A 15,964-nucleotide genomic window follows, 5' to 3' on the forward strand; every position below is an offset into this window, starting at 1 on the left:
CTTATCAGTCTACTCTATTGTCTCTTTCAGCTTTTGTACAAAATTGCGCTTTTGCTTGTTAAGACCGTTTTTATCACTGGCTTAATAACGCTTTCTAACTGGGAGGAAAGTCTTGGTCTATAAATAGTTGGCGAAAAATTGACAATAATTTAATCATACATGCCAATACTGTCTTCAAATCATCGGCAACAGACCTGATACAACATGAAAAATACACTGATCCTTTTCTTTTTCCTGAGCCTAGCAGGGTGCACTCATAACCAATCCAAAGCACTGAGCATGAACTCCTCGTCAGTCAATACATATCCTCAATCGATGTCGGACCTGCAACTGTGCGACACCTTGTATTACGGGCGCTCAAGCAACCAGACACTCGCAGCAATTGGCAGTGAATTCAATCGAAGAGGGTTATCAAAAAGTTGGTGTGACACCGAAACTAATAAGCTTTATTTAACCAAGACAATCGATTGGGTTGCTGACCAAGTAGAAGGCAAAGAAGATTCAGAGGAAGAAGCGTCGGCAGTGGTGTTGCCAGCGAATTAGAACGGGTTAGCAATGTTGTTTGCTTATTAGCCGAGCTACCTAGTCAGGACTAGCCGAACTTACTTTATTGTTCAGGCACATCATTGATATGTTGTGACACACGAACTAGCTTACTGGTTTTAAAACCCATGCTCTGCGCCCGTTCAATCAGCGAGTCTAAGTCTTGTTTGGTGAACTCTGCAGTGCGATACAAGATCTGTAAGGTATTTTTGGTAGGACCCACCAACAAAGCCTGAGTGTAATCTTCATTCAAGAAAATTACCTTTCTCTGCTTCTCATAAGGGCTATTCGCTTCGACTGAAAACCACGCTTCGGTTTGAGAGCCCTTAAATGTTGCGGCTTGTTCTTTGGTCTTCCACTCATTCTTTTTCGCGTTGTAGCCTCGAGTTGTCAGCTTAAGATTACCGTCAGATTCAAATAAAAAGCTAAACGACAAAGAACCGAGCTTTGATTGCAATGGATGCGGGATAAAACAAGCGGAATACCATGTACCAGCGAAGCGTTCGGCATCAAAGTCAGAGGCGGGGATTTTAGACGTAGGTTTACTGCCACGAAACGTAAACAACAGCTTAATCATTAGCATCGCCAATATTTTGTATGTCATGTCACTTACTCTTTATTCGATTGTTATTAGACCCACACCTTCGATCGCATAATCAGTCGACGAATTGGTCTGTTTTTACAAGCTTAGCCAACAAGGTCTGTAACTGCTTGGATTCGTCTTCACTCAACGCACTCTGAAACTGCTCGCTGATACTATCGACCATAGGCTCACAATATTCGGCAAGCTTCTTGCCCTCTTCCGTTAAAGAAAGAAGTTTTACCTTTTTGTTCGTTTCACTCTTGCTGGCCTCAATAAGGTTCAGCTTAATCGCGTTATCAACCAAACGCTTGGTCACAGAGCGATTTCGAAGCAAGTAATTGGTTAACTCTTGCTGAGTGATTTTGCCATGCTTATCTAACACTCGAAGCGCACCAAACATCTCTAGAGAAATGCCCGAAGTGGTGCCCATCTCAGCGGTGACTTGAGCTCGAAACTGTTTGTAAGCAAAGCCCATTAAGAACATAGGATTGCTGTCGAGTGCATCAATTCCGGTGATGGATAATGCTGGTTGATTTTCCATATATAATTCCTTGGCAGACCACTAATAATACCAACACGATGGACATTAACTCTGCACGAAAGTAGGTATCTTGCAAACCAAGATCGGTTGCTGAAACATAGAGTTGCAATGGTAGCATAGTTCCTAACATCGCTTCAGTATGCATACCTCGCACGCCACCACGACTGCCGCTGATCCAAATTGCTATCATGGTCACCAAGCTTGTTAGTCCAATGATATACACCCAATTATAGGAGTGTTGCCCCGCTAACAAGGTTACGAAGACCAACGCCAATGCACAACCACCAACGTGGGCTTGTAAACAGTTTTTCACCACCATTTGATAGTTCATGCGTTCACTTTGCGCAGCCGCAATAATCACAGGCATCATACAGAACGTCGCGGCAATCAAATCGACCATCATCAAAAATGCTAAACCAACTCCAAGCATGACCACATATATCACTCGCTGCTGGTACGTCACAGGAACACTTTGCATTGGCAGCGGCGACATCGCTTTGGGCGGCTTTAAGAGCAGCATCACAAATCTCACCACAACCATGGTCGTCACCATGCTCACTGCTATATCGCGAACCCAGTCCGTCATCGGCATTGGGCCATGTTGTGCAAACACAATCACCAAAAACCAATTGAGCAATGGGATGTAGATTTTCCCAAGTTTGGCAGGCGTGTCGGCCCACCTTCTTGCTAAATCAAATACCCATAAACTGATCCCCCAAACCACTGCCGGGTGTGAGGCAAATAACTGATCGACAAGCAGAGCCACACAAGCGACACCCAAGATAGGGAGAAACGCTTTGAGCATACCTCTCACTGAGTAGTCGTTAATCTTGGTCGCCGCCATTACCGGATAAAGAGCGAGGTACGCCGCAACACCTAGCTGTAGCCAAAGTTGAGCCAACATACCCAAAGACACGATAGCGCTGATCCAAGCTACTTCAGACCAGTTAATCGGGCCTCGAACTTCGTTATTCATAATCTGCCTCTTAGGTCGTAAATCGTTATTTCGTCAGTGGGTAGTCAGTTAGTCGATGATTGAAGAGCACAGTTAAACTAGGTAACGAATGCGAGCTAGCACTTCCATCCATGCACTTCCGATCACATCCCAAAACGTCGCTTCAGGCACCACCATCACGCTCACTTTAGAGCCTGAGAACAATGAGTGATCAAGTGACGGCAACGTTACTTGTGTACGCACTTTTTGTTGGTCTCGAATCCAGCGATCATCATTCACGACTTTCGCGAGGCCGCTGTTGTCGCTGCTCGCATCATAGATAGCCAGTTCACGACCTTGAATATTTCCCTCAAACACCTCACCAGGCATTGCATCAAACACCAAACGAACGGTTGTTCCCGCAGTCAGATTTGCACTGCCCTTTTCGTTGAAGTCTGCGTTAATCCAAGCATGCTGGCGATCAACCAAAAACAAAACGGGGCTGCCAGCGCCAACATAGGTTCCTGAGTTAAGGTTGAGATTGCTGATTACGCCATCAACAGGCGCGACGATTGTCGTTTTGTCCAAATCCAATTGCGCCAGTTCAACGCGAGTTCGAGCAACAGCCAAAGCACCGTTGTCGCTGCTTTTCTCAAGCTCAGCTTTTATCTGCTCAATATCGGCTTGCGCAGCTTCGACGGCTTGCTGTCTTACAATCGTGTCCGATCGGCTATCGTCTAGCGTTTCTTGGCTAACAAGTTTTCTCGAAATCAATTGCTGGTTACGCTTCAATTTTCTCTCGGCATTCAGAGCTTCGTGTTGGCGCTGACGTAACGTCGCTTCCGCGCCATGCAAGTGCTGCTTGTTTGCTTCATAGCTTTGCTCTGCTTCAACCAAAGCCGCTTCAGCCTGAGTTAACGCCAATTCAAAACGAGTTGGATCTAAGCGAACTAGCAGTTCCCCTTTTTTTACATCCTGACCATTCTTAACAGCCAACTCCACCACTGGCGCCGACACTTCTGCAGCAATACGGCTGGTTGGAATGTGCAATTGAGCTTGAGTTGTGAACGGCGCAAGGTTGTCACTTGCCACCAAGAAAAGAGCAAACAAGGCACTGGTGCCAAGTGTTAGATAGAGCATCCATTGATACGCTTTATTAGCCATAATGTTTCACCTGCAACAAAATAATGCGCTCATTGTATTGATTTTTGTTTCAGATGCAACATAAATCAAAGGTGAGTATCTTAAAGATCTTGCGAGAAGTACAGCAAGCTACTGTTTATGAAAGATATAAATAGAAATTTAGATAAGAAAAAGTCGTGTAGTTAGTTTGGGAAGCAAGAGTTCCAGAAGTTATCTAATGCCTTTGCTCACAATGATATGCATTAACATTGATATTCTTTAACATTTGATTAACCAACTTATCCATTAAAACTATAAGGAAATAAAAATGAAGTGGATATTTGTTGTATTCGTCAGTGTTTTCTCAGTATTTACTTACGCAAAAGATTGGAAGCAAATCCGATTTACGGTGGAAGGAGCATGCCCACCATTCAGCTGGACAACGCAAGATGGTGAATTAGAGGGGTTTGAAGTCGATTTAGCCAACGCCTTGTGTGTCGAATTAGAAGTAAAATGTATCATCTCAAAAACTGACTGGGACGGGATTATCCCTTCGCTTTTAAGCCGTAAAAACGATGCAATTATAGCGGCTAAGACAATTACCGAAGAACGTGAAAAGAAAGTTAACTTCACGATGCCTTACGCTAAAGTTCCCACTCGTTTTGTCATGGAAAAAGGGCGTGAAATCAATATGGATGACGGCAGCTTAAATGAACTAACAATTGGAGTTCAGCGCGCTACCATTGGTGACAAATACCTTTCCGAGATCTACCCAAATGTAGATACCAAGCGTTATGGATCATTCGACGAAGCCTTTACCGATTTACTCAACGGGCGCCTAGATAGCGTGTTTGGTGATTCTATGGGACTCAATACGGGCTTTCTTGAAACGGAGCAAGGTAAGGACTACCACTTTACGGGTCCTAAATTTACAGAAGAAAAATGGTTCGGGCGTGGTATTGGTGTCGCGGTACGAAAACAAGATAATGAACTCAAAGATCTTAGTGATGACGGTATCCAGCGCTTGATCGACAATGGTCAGCATCAAAAAATCGCAAGTAAGTATTTTTCATACAGCATTTACGAATAGTTTGGTATGCAGTGTGGACTAAACTAATTGCGAACTGTGTTCACTTTAGAAAGCATCAGATAGCAAAAAGCCGCTCATAAAGAGCGGCTTTTTTAAGGGGTGGGAACCCAGCCACATCCCGGCACACAAGTCACTCGCTGCGGCTGCTCCCTTCCAGGCCTGACCGAGTTCACGAGCTATTGTTGCGGGAGGACCAGGCCCCCATAGATTCGTTTTCTAAGAGGCTTGCCTCAAAGAGTGATTGGATTATTAAGCATCACAGCAACCATTGCAAGCCCTTCCACCCTATTTTTGAACAATTGCGGTCTAAGTGCTTATCCTTTATTCAAACCATTAGAAAATCGCAGGTAAATTCACCATTTACCTGCATTTGGAAGGTTTGGATTGCTGGAGTACTAGATATCGATGTCTTCGTTATCTTCTGTGCGAATGATGTAGTCTGTCATCCACGCGGTACCTAATAGACACAACCACACCACAAAGACTGGGCTCGGTACTTCGATGCTTGGAGTAATCACCAGAGCCGCAAAACCGACCGTTGGCAGTGTCCAACACAGTAGTTTATTCCAGCGGAAGGTTTTCAAGCGCGTCAGCGTTTCCATCGATGCCATGATGCCCGTTACACACAAGGCAACCAAAGCGGCATAAGGTAAATCGGCTATCCATAATGGAAGTATTAAGCCTAATGACCACCAGCTGTGTCGGCTGGCAGGCTTAAGATGATTTGCCGCCCACCAAATCACGATGATTGATAAGGTTTGAAGTGTGGTAACCCACGGGACACCTTCAAGCTTGCCTGCTGATTGTGTCACCATGATCCCGACCTGCAAAGTAGTCACAATCAAGCCGGAAATAATCACGACCGACAAACTACTGCGTCTTGAGAAGACCACCATCAATAACGGGAATAGTACCCACGCACTGACAGACAGCGTGATAGGCTGCAAAGGAAGGGTTAGACCATAAGTGGTCATGGAAACAAGCAAAGCTAATCCTGCTATGCCCCCCTGCGGTAAAATCCATAAAGCAGGAATTACCATTGCAAGCACCGGGATATCTCCCTCACTTAAACTGATTGCTCTCGCGCAAACAACCGCTAATAATGTGGTGATCAAGAACTGAAACGTTGTAAATACCATAGCCCTCTCCTTCTACCGATCCGTGGTACCATACCAATCGTAGTAATTAACTGGTCACCCTAGCTTGTTAAAAAACTCGATAACCTCGTTAGATTTTTTGATTGTAGAATAACTACTTATCAAAACTTCTTATCAAAAAGAGCGGCCTTGCTCTCAAGCTTTTTCCCTGCGCTATTTTTGAACACTTACTTACTGTGATTGGTATTTATGAACTAGGAACATTTAGTATGGACCAATTTTTGAGCCAAATCTTTGCTGTGATTCACCAAATTCCATATGGAAAAGTAACAACTTATGGAGACATAGCACGTTTTTCAGGATTTCCGGGCTATGCGCGCCATGTTGGTAAAGCGCTGGGTAACCTGCCAGAAGGTAGCAAACTGCCTTGGTATCGAGTGATAAACAGCAAGGGTGAAATCTCTTTAAAGGGTGATTCGTTCGACCGACAAAAGCAGCATTTGGTTAAAGAAGGGATTGAGGTGAGTGATGCAGGAAAGATCAAACTCAGAATATACAAATGGCAGCCCTAGAGCTGCCACTAATCGCTGATTCAACTGGCTAAGTTAAGCCAATCAAGATGCCTTAACAGTGGCATCGACTTCTGATTAACGAACACCAACCAAACGTAGGTCTGCTTGCTGTGTATTTTCTACATCAGTAATTACTGACTTAATCGTGTCAGTAGTGAAACGCAGTTTGCCGTCAACATGAATCGATGCGCGCATGTTGTAACGGTGGTTAGCTTTAATTTTGTCGTTGTCGTAGCTCAGCTCGAATGCGAACGGTACTTGCTTACCGTCTGTGGTGAACTCTTGAGTTGCGATAACCGTCGATGGTGCATCAGCCAGTGAGATATCTTCTAGCGTAACGGTAACCACTGCATTCTCTGGCAATGCAATTCTTTCACGGTAGCTTACTGTTCCTGAAATCACTTGAGTGTTCTCTGCAACCACTTCCTGAGAAGCGCTCGTTTCTGATGTTGCTTGGCAACCAACAAGTAGGCCAAACGATACTAAAGACGTAATAAGAATTAGAGCCTTTTTCATATTCAATTTCTCTCAACATGTTTGCCGGACTCGGCAAATCTACTCACCAATTATAAGAGAGCTTTCATATTCTGTCTTGAAACCCTATGATTTATTGACAGATATCTGACTAAGCTAAATGATTAACACCATAATCTGACACCCATTTTACGAAGAGGAATGCTGGCGATGAGTCAACCTTTACAAGAATTACTAAGTTTACTTCAGCTAGAAAAACTGGAAGAAGGTTTATTCCGTGGGCAAAGTGAGAACCTAGGCCTACCACAGGTATACGGCGGTCAGGTATTGGGACAAGCGCTTTCTGCTGCTCGTTATACCGTTCAAGACGACCGTAGTGTTCACTCGTTCCACAGTTATTTTCTGTTTCCCGGCGATCCTGAAAAGCCAATCATTTACGATGTTGAGAACCTACGAGATGGACGCAGCTTTAGCACACGCCGTGTAAAAGCGATTCAAAATGGCCGCCCTATTTTCTATCTCACTGCTTCTTATCATGGCGATGCGCCAGGGTTTGAGCACCAGATTTCAATGCCTGATATTCCGGGACCAGAGAACTTTGCCTCAGAAACTGAATTAGCGAGCCACATTGCGGAATTCTTACCAGAGAAACTGCGCAAAACCTTCTGTGGCGAAAAGCCGATTGAGATGCGTCCGGTGACGGTGGTAAACCCACTGAAACCTAAGAAGACGGAAGCGAAACAATACCTTTGGGTAAGAGCGAATGGCGCGATGCCAGACAACCACTTGATCCACCAATACCTGCTTGCCTACGCATCGGATTGGGGATTCTTAGTGACGGCGCTTCACCCACATGAAGTCTCTATCATGACGCCAAATTTTCAAGTGGCGACGATTGACCACTCAATCTGGTTCCACCGCCCATTCAAAATGGACGAATGGCTGCTTTATGCGATTGAAAGCCCAACGGCAGCGAACACTCGCGGCCTAGTGCGCGGCGAGATCTTCAACCAGAAAGGTGAGCTGGTAGCGACAGCAGTACAAGAAGGTGTGATGCGCTTTACTAAATAGCACTCAAATAAATAGCGGATAAACGCTTCTTACAAGCCCCAAATACGCACAAACAAAAAGAGGCTAGGTTTAATACCTAGCCTCTTTCTTTAATGACGCTTAAGAAAACTCGTCACGCAAAAATCAATAAAACCTACTCAACTTCTAACGTTGGCTCAAACTCGCCTTGAACTCGCGTTTTAATGCCATCACCTGCGTCTCGTAGAAGGTTAAATGGCGATAACACTACGCCTTTCACCGCGCCCTCAGCGGCTCCCTGAGCGAGTTCCTTACTCTTATCAGCTAACAAATTAGCTTGTGCCAAAATACCTGGGACTTCCGCTCGTAGCATTTCAGATTCCGTGACGATGACAGGAATAGTCTGTTCGCGGTAAGACTTACTTTCAGCGAGCATTGGTGGCATTACGTCTACGCGGTATCTCTTTAATTCAGTTAATGTTGGTGGAATAACATCGGTTCTTACCTGCTCGACTTCCGTTCGAACATTTTTCACTTCATCTAATATCGCAGGGATTTTGTTGTCGACCGAGGCTACGGTTTGATTCACGTCATCGATCGTCTTTCTGACCTCTTCGACTGTGTTCAGAACTTGAGGAGCAAGCTCACTAACATGTTCAGCAAATGCTAGCAGCTCTTCCACTTTTAGCCCTTTCGTGAGACCGGATAAATCTTCGATAACCTGCGGATAAGTATCGACGATCTCCCCTACTTTATTAGTAAACGAATAGATGGTGTAGCCCAAGTAAAAAATGGCGACCGCTAATACCAATTGGATCGCGGTAGATACTTTTGCAAACATGAATAATCCTTTTCTTTTATCGCAGAGGCGAGATCTAAACTGAGAAGATAGTTAAACTGAAACGATAGGTAGCCTAAGATTAGGTTGAGCTTAAAGCGGCAGTGCTGTCGTGTACTTCAATGGTTCCATCGCAAATGTCGAGGTCACATTAGAGATACCGTCAATGCTATTCACCAAGCGCTTGTAGAAATCATCAAAGCACTTCATGTCTTTAACCTGAACCTTCATCATATAGTCATATTCGCCAGCCATACGATAAAACTCCATCACTTCTGGAAATTCCGACACAGTATTCACAAAACGACCATACCATTCGTGAGAATGATCACTGGTTTTAATCAATACGAACGCGGTAAAAGAAAGATCGAGCTTTTCTGGGTTCAGCAGCGCGACTCTTTTCTCAATAATGCCGTTCTCTTCGAGGCGCTTAAGCCTTTTCCAGCAAGGCGTTGTGGTGAGATTGACCGCTTCAGAAATGTCATTCAATGACAGGGTGCTATCTTCTTGCAGTAATCCTAATATTTTTTTATCTACGGCATCTATCACATTTTCACCAAATTGCATTTAAAGAGAATTATTTTCTACAATTTAAGCAAAACAAAGCAAATATGGCAAAGTTTTTCTCTCTGATTGTAGCTAAATTAGAACCATACCAATTACAAAGAATTCCTACACTCGATCAGGAGAACGCTTATGTGCACTGACCATCAATGGATTAACAACGCGATTCGTAAAATTGAAGCGGACTACCAACGCTCAGCGGATACGCACCTTATCAAGCTCGAACTACCAAGTATCGAAGGCATTGATGTTTACCTTAAAGATGAAAGCACACACCCAACGGGCTCTTTGAAGCACCGCTTAGCGCGTTCTCTGTTCTTATACGCTATCTGTAACGGTTGGGTTGGCCCAGAAACAACGATCATTGAATCTTCATCGGGTAGCACTGCGGTATCTGAAGCGTACTTTGCTCGCCTACTAGGTCTTCCGTTTATCGCAGTGATGCCAAAGTGCACAGCGAAGAAGAAAATTGAGCAGATTGAATTCTACGGCGGCCAAGCACATCTTGTTGACCGCTCAGATGAAATTTACGATGAGTCACGTCGTTTAGCAGAAGAGCTGAATGGCCATTACATGGACCAATTTACTTACGCTGAGCGCGCAACCGACTGGCGTGGTAACAACAACATAGCGAACTCGATTTTCAATCAAATGCAGATGGAAGATCACCCAGTTCCAGCTTGGGTAGTAATGAGCCCAGGTACTGGCGGTACTTCAGCGACGATTGGCCGTTTCATTCGCTACCAACAACATGAAACTAAGCTTTGTGTTGTGGACCCTGAGAACTCTGTATTCCACGAATACTTCCAAACAGGCAATGCGAACGTGAAAGGTAGTACATTCAGCAAGATTGAAGGCATTGGTCGCCCACGAGCAGAACCAAGCTTCATTCCTGGTGTGGTTGACGAAATGCGTAAAATCCCAGACGCAGCAAGTATCGCAACGACACATTGGTTATCTGACATTCTTGGTCGCAAGGTCGGCGCATCAACCGGGACTAACATGTACGGTGTGCTTCAGTTAGCCAGTGAAATGAAAGCACGTGGCGAAAAAGGTTCTATCGTGACTTTGCTATGTGACAGCGGTGAGCGTTACCTAGATACTTACTTCAATGACGAGTGGGTAAATCTGAATATCGGTGACCTACAACCTTATGCAGCGAAGTTAGAAGCTTTCTCGCAAACGGGTGAGTTGGCTTAAGTTCAAAACCGATAGTTCGAAATAGAAAAGAGCCCTTGATGGGCTCTTTTTGTTTATTCATTCTATTAGTCAGCCACTAACGAGAACAAATTACTCTGGCTTCTGCTTCGCTTCAAATGCCGCGAGTTGTTCAGGCGTCGCTTTTGGTTGATGGTTTTGTTTCCACTCATCGTAAGTCATGCCGTATACACGCTCACGAGCGTCATCGATATCCAAGTCTAAGCCTTGTTGCTCTGCTTCCGCTTTGTACCATTTACTGAAACAGTTTCGGCAGAAGCCAGCCAAGATCATCAGATCGATGTTCTGCACATCTTTATTGTTATCTAGGTGTGCTAGCAGGCGACGAAAGGTTGCTGCATCCAGCTTATCTTGTTCTTCTTGAGAAAGATCTTTGTATTTAAATTCAGCCACTTTACTTTCCTTTATTCGATCTATTGTATTAATTCGTTGAGCTCTGTTTGTTATACAAAAAAAGCCTGCAATTCGCTAGGAGCAAACGCAGGCTTTTCAATATTGTTACACTATTCCGTGTTCATTAATCGTGCGTGTTCATTAACCGTGAGAGGTTCTTCCCACGTTGTCATGGCTAAGCTCTTTATTAAGTTCCGCTTCCACGTGACCCGGAGAGCGTGTTGATCCTGAAATCAGTCGGTACATCGCAGGGATAACGAACAGAGTTACCAATGTCGCGAAGCCCATACCGAAGAAGATAACCGTACCCACAGCCACTCGGCTTTCATAGCCTGCGCCCGTTGAAGTAATCAATGGAATTGCACCAGCCAGCGTCGTGAATGCCGTCATCATGATTGGACGTAAGCGTCGAGCAGAAGCATCAATGATCGCCTTTTCAAACTCAATACCACGGTCACGAAGTTGGTTAGCAAACTCTACGATCAAGATACCGTTTTTGGTTACCATACCGATCAACATGATCATACCAATCTGGCTGTAGACGTTGAGCCCTTGACTCATCAGCACCAAGCCTAAGAAGCCACCGAAGATACCCATAGGTACGGTGAACATCACCACCAGCGGGTTAATGAAGCTTTCAAACTGCGCGGCCAGTACCAAGTATGCGACCAGCATCGCTAGCGCAAACACCACTAGGATACTTGATTGGTTCTCTTTAAAGTCTTTTGACTCGCCAGAGTAGCTCACTGAAATATCACCCGGTAGCTGTTCAATCGCTTGTTCATCAAGGAAATCGAGCGCGTCACCCAGCGTGTAACCTTCCATTAGGTTCGCTTTAATGGTCACCGATTTCTGCTTGTTGTAGTGCGACAAACGAATCGATGAAGCCACTTCTTCAATGTGCGTCAGCGTATCAAGTGTAACCAGCTCACCAGACTGAGTTCGCATGTAGATTTGGCTTAGATCGTTCGCGTTGTTGAAGCTGTTTTCATCACCACGCAGATACACGTCGTACTCTTCACCACGGTCAACGAAGGTCGTTTCACTGCGGCCGCCAAGCATGATTTCTAACGTATCTGAAATGTCTGAAACGCTAACACCTAGCTCTGCTGCACGCTGCTTATCTACGGTTACCAATAGCTCTGGTGTTTTCTCAGAGTAATCGATGTCCGCGCCTTCCATCATTGGAGAATCTTCAGCCGCTTGCTTTAAGAGCTCTGCCCACTTCTGAAGTTCAGAGTAATCAGAACCGCCAAGTACGAATTGAACAGGCTCACTTGAACCACCTTTGAAGCCCGGCATGAACGGGAATACACGCACATCTGGAATGCCGTTCAACGATTTACGAACTTCGTTCAACGCTTCTTGTGCGGTAACGTCACGCTCATCCCAGTCTTCTAGGATCATGATTACGAAGCCCGTTTGGTCACCCGCATTACCACCAAACGCTGGTGATTGAATACTGAATGACTTCAAGAAGCCCTGACCAAGCAATGGCATTAAGCGTTCTTCAACGATGTCCATGTTGGCAGACATACGGTTGTAACTGGTTGCATCGGCACCACGAACAAACGCAAAGATAACCCCACGGTCTTCTTGTGGCGTCAGTTGCGACGGCACTTGTTGCATCAAGCCATAACTACCGCCCATACACGCGATAATGATGATTGGAGCAGCCCAACGCCAGTTAAGAGCACGGCGCAATACCGCGCGGTATCCAGACTCAAGCTTGCCAAATACGCGCTCGACAAACAAATTGAAACGGTTTGGTTTAACGTTCGCTTTAAGGATCTTACTGCCTAGCACTGGCGTTAGCGTTAATGCGACTAGCGACGAGAAGATCACCGACATCGCAAGCAATACAGAAAACTCGGTAAACAATAGGCCAACCATGCCGTCCATGAACGAGATTGGTAGGAATACCATTACCAATACAAGCGTTGTTGCGATTACCGCGAAGCCTACTTCACGAGTACCTTTATAGGCAGCAAGCAGCGGTGACTCACCACGTTCAATATGGTGGAAAATGTTCTCAACCACCACGATCGCATCATCTACCACCAAACCAATCGACAGGATAAGTGCCATCAAGGTAATCAGGTTGATGGAGAAACCGAAGTAGTACGCGGCAATAAACGACGAGATCAGAGATACAGGTACGGTTACCGCTGGAATAAGTGTTGCACGTGCTTGACCAATAAAGATATAAAGCACAAGGATAACCAAGCCGCCCGTGATAAAGAGCGTGCTGTAAACCTCAGAGATTGAGCGGTCGATAAAGACAGTTGAGTCATAGTCGACAGCCAAACGAGTACCGTCTGGCAAGAACTTTTGAATTGCTTCGACTTCTTTATGGACTAAGTCAGCCACCTCAAGTGGGTTCGCATCTGACTGAGGCACGATACCCATACTTACGTTAACAACGCCGTCACTCTTAAAGGTCGAGTTCTCGTTTTCTGCGCCAATGTAAACATCCGCTACGTCTTTCAAGTAGATAGGTGTGTTATCAGAGGCACGTTTAACGACTAGGTATTCGAAATCTTCAGCTTCAGTGTAAGAACGAGCAGTACGAACCGACATCACAATCGCATCGTTACGTACTTCACCACCCGGGCTTTCAATGTTCTCACTGTTCAACGCAGATGTGATGTCGGAGGTAGTAACACCACGACCCGCCATCTGCGCAGGTTTCAGCTTGACGTACATTACTTTGTACAAGCCACCTGAGATATCCACCGAGCTCACGCCAGAAATCAAACTAAAGCGGTCAATCAACACACGTTCGGTGTAGTCGGTTAACTGCGTTCGGTCCATCTCTGTCGAACTTAAGTTGATGTAGACCGAAGCTTCACCACTACCATTGTTCTTATAAACAATTGGGTCGTCGGCTTCATCGGGCAATGAACGCTGCGCACGAGCTACAGCATCACGAACATCACTCACACCGGTATTGAGGTCGTAACCAAGCTCAAAAGTAATCGTGATACGCGACATACCGTTACGCGTTGTGGATTCGATCTCATCGATACCACTGATGCCGGATAACTGGTCTTCAAGGTTGGAGGTTATTTGGCTTTCAATGATGGTGGCAGACGCACCCTCATAACGAGTACTGATCGATACTACCGGGCTTTCAATATCTGGCATCTCACGAACCGCGAGCTTATTGAAAGAGACAATACCAAACACAACCAATAGTAGGCTCAATACGACGGCCGCTACTGGTCTCTTTACAGAAACATCAGATAACAACATTAGTTAGCGCCTTCTTGTGCTTTTTTATCACTTGCTGCATCAGCTGGGCGATTAACGGCAAGCTCTTGAACCAAGACGCCGTCACGCATGTTCACGATACCTTGCACCACGATCTTCTGGCCAATTTCGATGCCTTTGTCGATCACGACTTCGTTATCGATACGTGCCCCAAGGAAAACTTCTGTACGAGTTGCTTTATTATCTTCGTCGATAACATAAACGAAACGCTTCGTACCTGAATACTCAAGCGCTTGAACTGGAATGATTGGCGCTTCCACTGGTGGGAAGTCCATATCCGCCGCCACTAACATACCTGGCTTTAGATAATCATTATTGTTGTCGAAGTGGATTCGAACTCGAAGGTTCAAGGTTTCAGCGTTAATACGAGAATCAATGCCTACCACTGTGCCAGTGAACTGAGTGTCGCCCCATGCGCTAGTGCGAGCCGTTACTTTCATACCTTTAGACAGTTTAGAAAGGTAGCGCTCCGGGATCTGCAGATCTAATTGCATTACCGATAGGTCATCTAAGGTCACGAGTTCAGTACCTGCTGTCACCATTTTACCGCGGCTAAAGTCGATAAAACCAACAGTGCCCGAGAATGGCGCGCTGATGTGAAGATCTTTCAGATTGGCATTTGCAGCAGCTAAACGAGCGTTGGCAATCTCTACGTTCGTTTTCTGAGCGTCAATTTCAGTTTGCGTGATCGCGTTGCGTTTCACTAGTCGTTGGAATTCCGCTAGCTTACGTTGCTCGTCTTTTAGGTACGCTTGCGCTTCTGCAACTGCAGCTTTTGCTTTGTCGTCATCTAATTGAACCAACATCTGCCCTTTGGTGACATCTTGATTGGCTTTGATGTTGATAGAGTCAACTCTGCCCGCTACTTCAGAGGTAATGATCACAGATTGTTCTGCTTCTAACTTACCTACCAAAGAAAGAGATTGGCTAACTTGGTGAATATCAACTTGCTCAGTAACAACAGTGACAGTGCTAGGGCCCATGCGTTTAGCTAGTGCGGCTGGAGACGCCATAAGAATAGACAAGCTAAGCAGGGTTAAAACAGATTTATGCTTCATAATAATGGTCTGCAAGTAAGGTTTATACCAATCACAGTGAGTAAGTGGTCAGAAATAGCGTAGGGAAAAGGCTTGAGAACAAGGTAGCTCTTTTCAACAGATAGTTTCGATAAGTAGTTATTCTACAATCAAAATTTCTGACGCTGTTCTCGAGCATTTTAACAGGCTAGGATGACATGTTATTTACTACGATTGGTATTAATATCTATAAATGAAATTAACCGTATTCTATCAACTGATGAATGCTGTAACGTCAAGAAGTGTAAATCTAGATTAAATTCCATTTACGTTTCTTGGCGAATTGCACAAACCAAACACAATGTAGAAAGCGAGTTACCTCAAGGTGTTACCTATCACTACGTAAACCTTAGTATAGATGTTCACTTCCCGAGCAATATGCGTACTTTTCGCCATCTTTGCCCAAAAAGGCAGCATTCAACACAAAACCATAAGAAAAACTCTTTACAGGTTTAACGTGTTTGCTATGATGCGCTCCGCACTTGAGAGATGCGTTGGGAAAAACATCTCTTTAGCCTATCCATTATGAGTTAGGAAAAACACCCTGGAGGGGTTCCCGAGTGGCCAAAGGGAGCAGACTGTAAATCTGCCGGCACTGCCTTCGATGGTTCGAATCC

At 45.0% G+C, this 15,964-nt stretch carries 16 protein-coding genes and 1 other RNA gene; 5 read left to right on the plus strand and 12 right to left on the minus strand.

Translation table 11 applies throughout. The features are described 5' to 3' along the window. The first annotated feature begins 204 nt into the window (after window positions 1-204). A complete protein-coding gene (locus tag AB4371_RS04640; protein ID WP_081324485.1) occupies window positions 205-543 on the plus strand; it encodes a hypothetical protein in 339 nt (112 codons plus the stop codon). Between the two features lie 64 nt (window positions 544-607). On the opposite strand, the gene AB4371_RS04645 is transcribed toward AB4371_RS04640, so the two are convergent. From AB4371_RS04645 to AB4371_RS04660, 4 genes are all read right to left on the minus strand, one after another. Then, complete coding sequence (locus AB4371_RS04645) at window positions 608-1,147, minus strand: lipocalin family protein (RefSeq protein ID WP_017062226.1); 540 nt, start codon at window positions 1,145-1,147, stop codon at window positions 608-610. Between the two features lie 52 nt (window positions 1,148-1,199). Beyond that, complete coding sequence (locus AB4371_RS04650; RefSeq protein ID WP_017062227.1) at window positions 1,200-1,667, minus strand: MarR family winged helix-turn-helix transcriptional regulator; 468 nt, start codon at window positions 1,665-1,667, stop codon at window positions 1,200-1,202. After that, window positions 1,630-2,643: a DUF2955 domain-containing protein gene (locus AB4371_RS04655; protein WP_102320560.1), complete on the minus strand. Its 1,014-nt coding sequence runs from the start codon at window positions 2,641-2,643 to the stop codon at window positions 1,630-1,632. Before AB4371_RS04655 ends, AB4371_RS04650 begins: the two co-directional genes overlap by 38 nt. Window positions 2,644-2,715: 72 nt before the next feature. Beyond that, entirely contained in the window at window positions 2,716-3,765 is a 1,050-nt protein-coding gene (locus AB4371_RS04660) for an HlyD family secretion protein (RefSeq protein ID WP_017062229.1), read from the minus strand. Window positions 3,766-4,051: 286 nt separating this feature from the next. Here AB4371_RS04660 and AB4371_RS04665 point away from each other — a divergent pair, with 286 nt between their 5' ends. Then, window positions 4,052-4,813, plus strand: a complete 762-nt coding sequence (locus AB4371_RS04665; RefSeq protein ID WP_372149146.1) for a transporter substrate-binding domain-containing protein — start codon at window positions 4,052-4,054, stop codon at window positions 4,811-4,813. Between the two features lie 102 nt (window positions 4,814-4,915). On the opposite strand, the gene ffs is transcribed toward AB4371_RS04665, so the two are convergent. Both ffs and AB4371_RS04675 read right to left on the minus strand, forming a co-directional pair. Further along, window positions 4,916-5,012: signal recognition particle sRNA small type (ffs, locus tag AB4371_RS04670), an RNA gene on the minus strand. 196 nt (window positions 5,013-5,208) lie between these two features. Then, entirely contained in the window at window positions 5,209-5,952 is a 744-nt protein-coding gene (locus AB4371_RS04675) for a hypothetical protein (RefSeq protein WP_017064066.1), read from the minus strand. Window positions 5,953-6,179: 227 nt separating this feature from the next. On the opposite strand from AB4371_RS04675, the gene AB4371_RS04680 reads away from it, so the two are divergent. Further along, window positions 6,180-6,482 carry an MGMT family protein gene (locus AB4371_RS04680; RefSeq protein WP_048609271.1) on the plus strand — a complete coding sequence of 101 codons (303 nt, stop codon included), beginning with the start codon at window positions 6,180-6,182 and terminating at the stop codon, window positions 6,480-6,482. A 75-nt stretch (window positions 6,483-6,557) separates the two neighbouring features. Here AB4371_RS04680 and AB4371_RS04685 read toward each other — a convergent pair whose 3' ends face one another. Continuing rightward, a complete protein-coding gene (locus AB4371_RS04685; protein ID WP_102319976.1) occupies window positions 6,558-6,998 on the minus strand; it encodes a YbaY family lipoprotein in 441 nt (146 codons plus the stop codon). A gap of 168 nt (window positions 6,999-7,166) precedes the next feature. Between AB4371_RS04685 and tesB the strand changes: the two genes are divergently transcribed. Further along, window positions 7,167-8,027 carry an acyl-CoA thioesterase II gene (gene tesB, locus AB4371_RS04690; RefSeq protein WP_029235187.1) on the plus strand — a complete coding sequence of 287 codons (861 nt, stop codon included), beginning with the start codon at window positions 7,167-7,169 and terminating at the stop codon, window positions 8,025-8,027. Window positions 8,028-8,160: 133 nt separating this feature from the next. Here the strand turns inward: tesB and AB4371_RS04695 are convergent, their stop codons facing one another. Both AB4371_RS04695 and AB4371_RS04700 read right to left on the minus strand, forming a co-directional pair. Further along, window positions 8,161-8,826 (minus strand): hypothetical protein, encoded by a 666-nt coding sequence (locus AB4371_RS04695; protein WP_372149148.1) that lies wholly within the window; start codon window positions 8,824-8,826, stop codon window positions 8,161-8,163. Between the two features lie 90 nt (window positions 8,827-8,916). Beyond that, window positions 8,917-9,390, minus strand: a complete 474-nt coding sequence (locus AB4371_RS04700; protein ID WP_017099910.1) for an Lrp/AsnC family transcriptional regulator — start codon at window positions 9,388-9,390, stop codon at window positions 8,917-8,919. A gap of 129 nt (window positions 9,391-9,519) precedes the next feature. Between AB4371_RS04700 and AB4371_RS04705 the strand changes: the two genes are divergently transcribed. After that, window positions 9,520-10,587, plus strand: a complete 1,068-nt coding sequence (locus AB4371_RS04705; RefSeq protein ID WP_102462568.1) for a PLP-dependent cysteine synthase family protein — start codon at window positions 9,520-9,522, stop codon at window positions 10,585-10,587. Between the two features lie 90 nt (window positions 10,588-10,677). Here the strand turns inward: AB4371_RS04705 and AB4371_RS04710 are convergent, their stop codons facing one another. The 3 genes from AB4371_RS04710 to AB4371_RS04720 all read right to left on the minus strand — a co-directional run bounded on the left by AB4371_RS04710 (window position 10,678) and on the right by AB4371_RS04720 (window position 15,329). Further along, window positions 10,678-10,998 carry a DUF1244 domain-containing protein gene (locus tag AB4371_RS04710; RefSeq protein WP_004736423.1) on the minus strand — a complete coding sequence of 107 codons (321 nt, stop codon included), beginning with the start codon at window positions 10,996-10,998 and terminating at the stop codon, window positions 10,678-10,680. Between the two features lie 141 nt (window positions 10,999-11,139). Next, window positions 11,140-14,253, minus strand: a complete 3,114-nt coding sequence (gene vexH, locus AB4371_RS04715) for a vibriobactin export RND transporter permease subunit VexH (protein ID WP_017062023.1) — start codon at window positions 14,251-14,253, stop codon at window positions 11,140-11,142. Beyond that, complete coding sequence (locus tag AB4371_RS04720; protein ID WP_017064071.1) at window positions 14,253-15,329, minus strand: efflux RND transporter periplasmic adaptor subunit; 1,077 nt, start codon at window positions 15,327-15,329, stop codon at window positions 14,253-14,255. Before AB4371_RS04720 ends, vexH begins: the two co-directional genes overlap by 1 nt. Window positions 15,330-15,964: the final 635 nt, after the last annotated feature.

It is taken from the genome of Vibrio sp. 10N.261.51.A3 (assembly GCF_041471965.1).
In the GTDB taxonomy this organism is placed as follows: domain Bacteria; phylum Pseudomonadota; class Gammaproteobacteria; order Enterobacterales; family Vibrionaceae; genus Vibrio; species Vibrio crassostreae_C.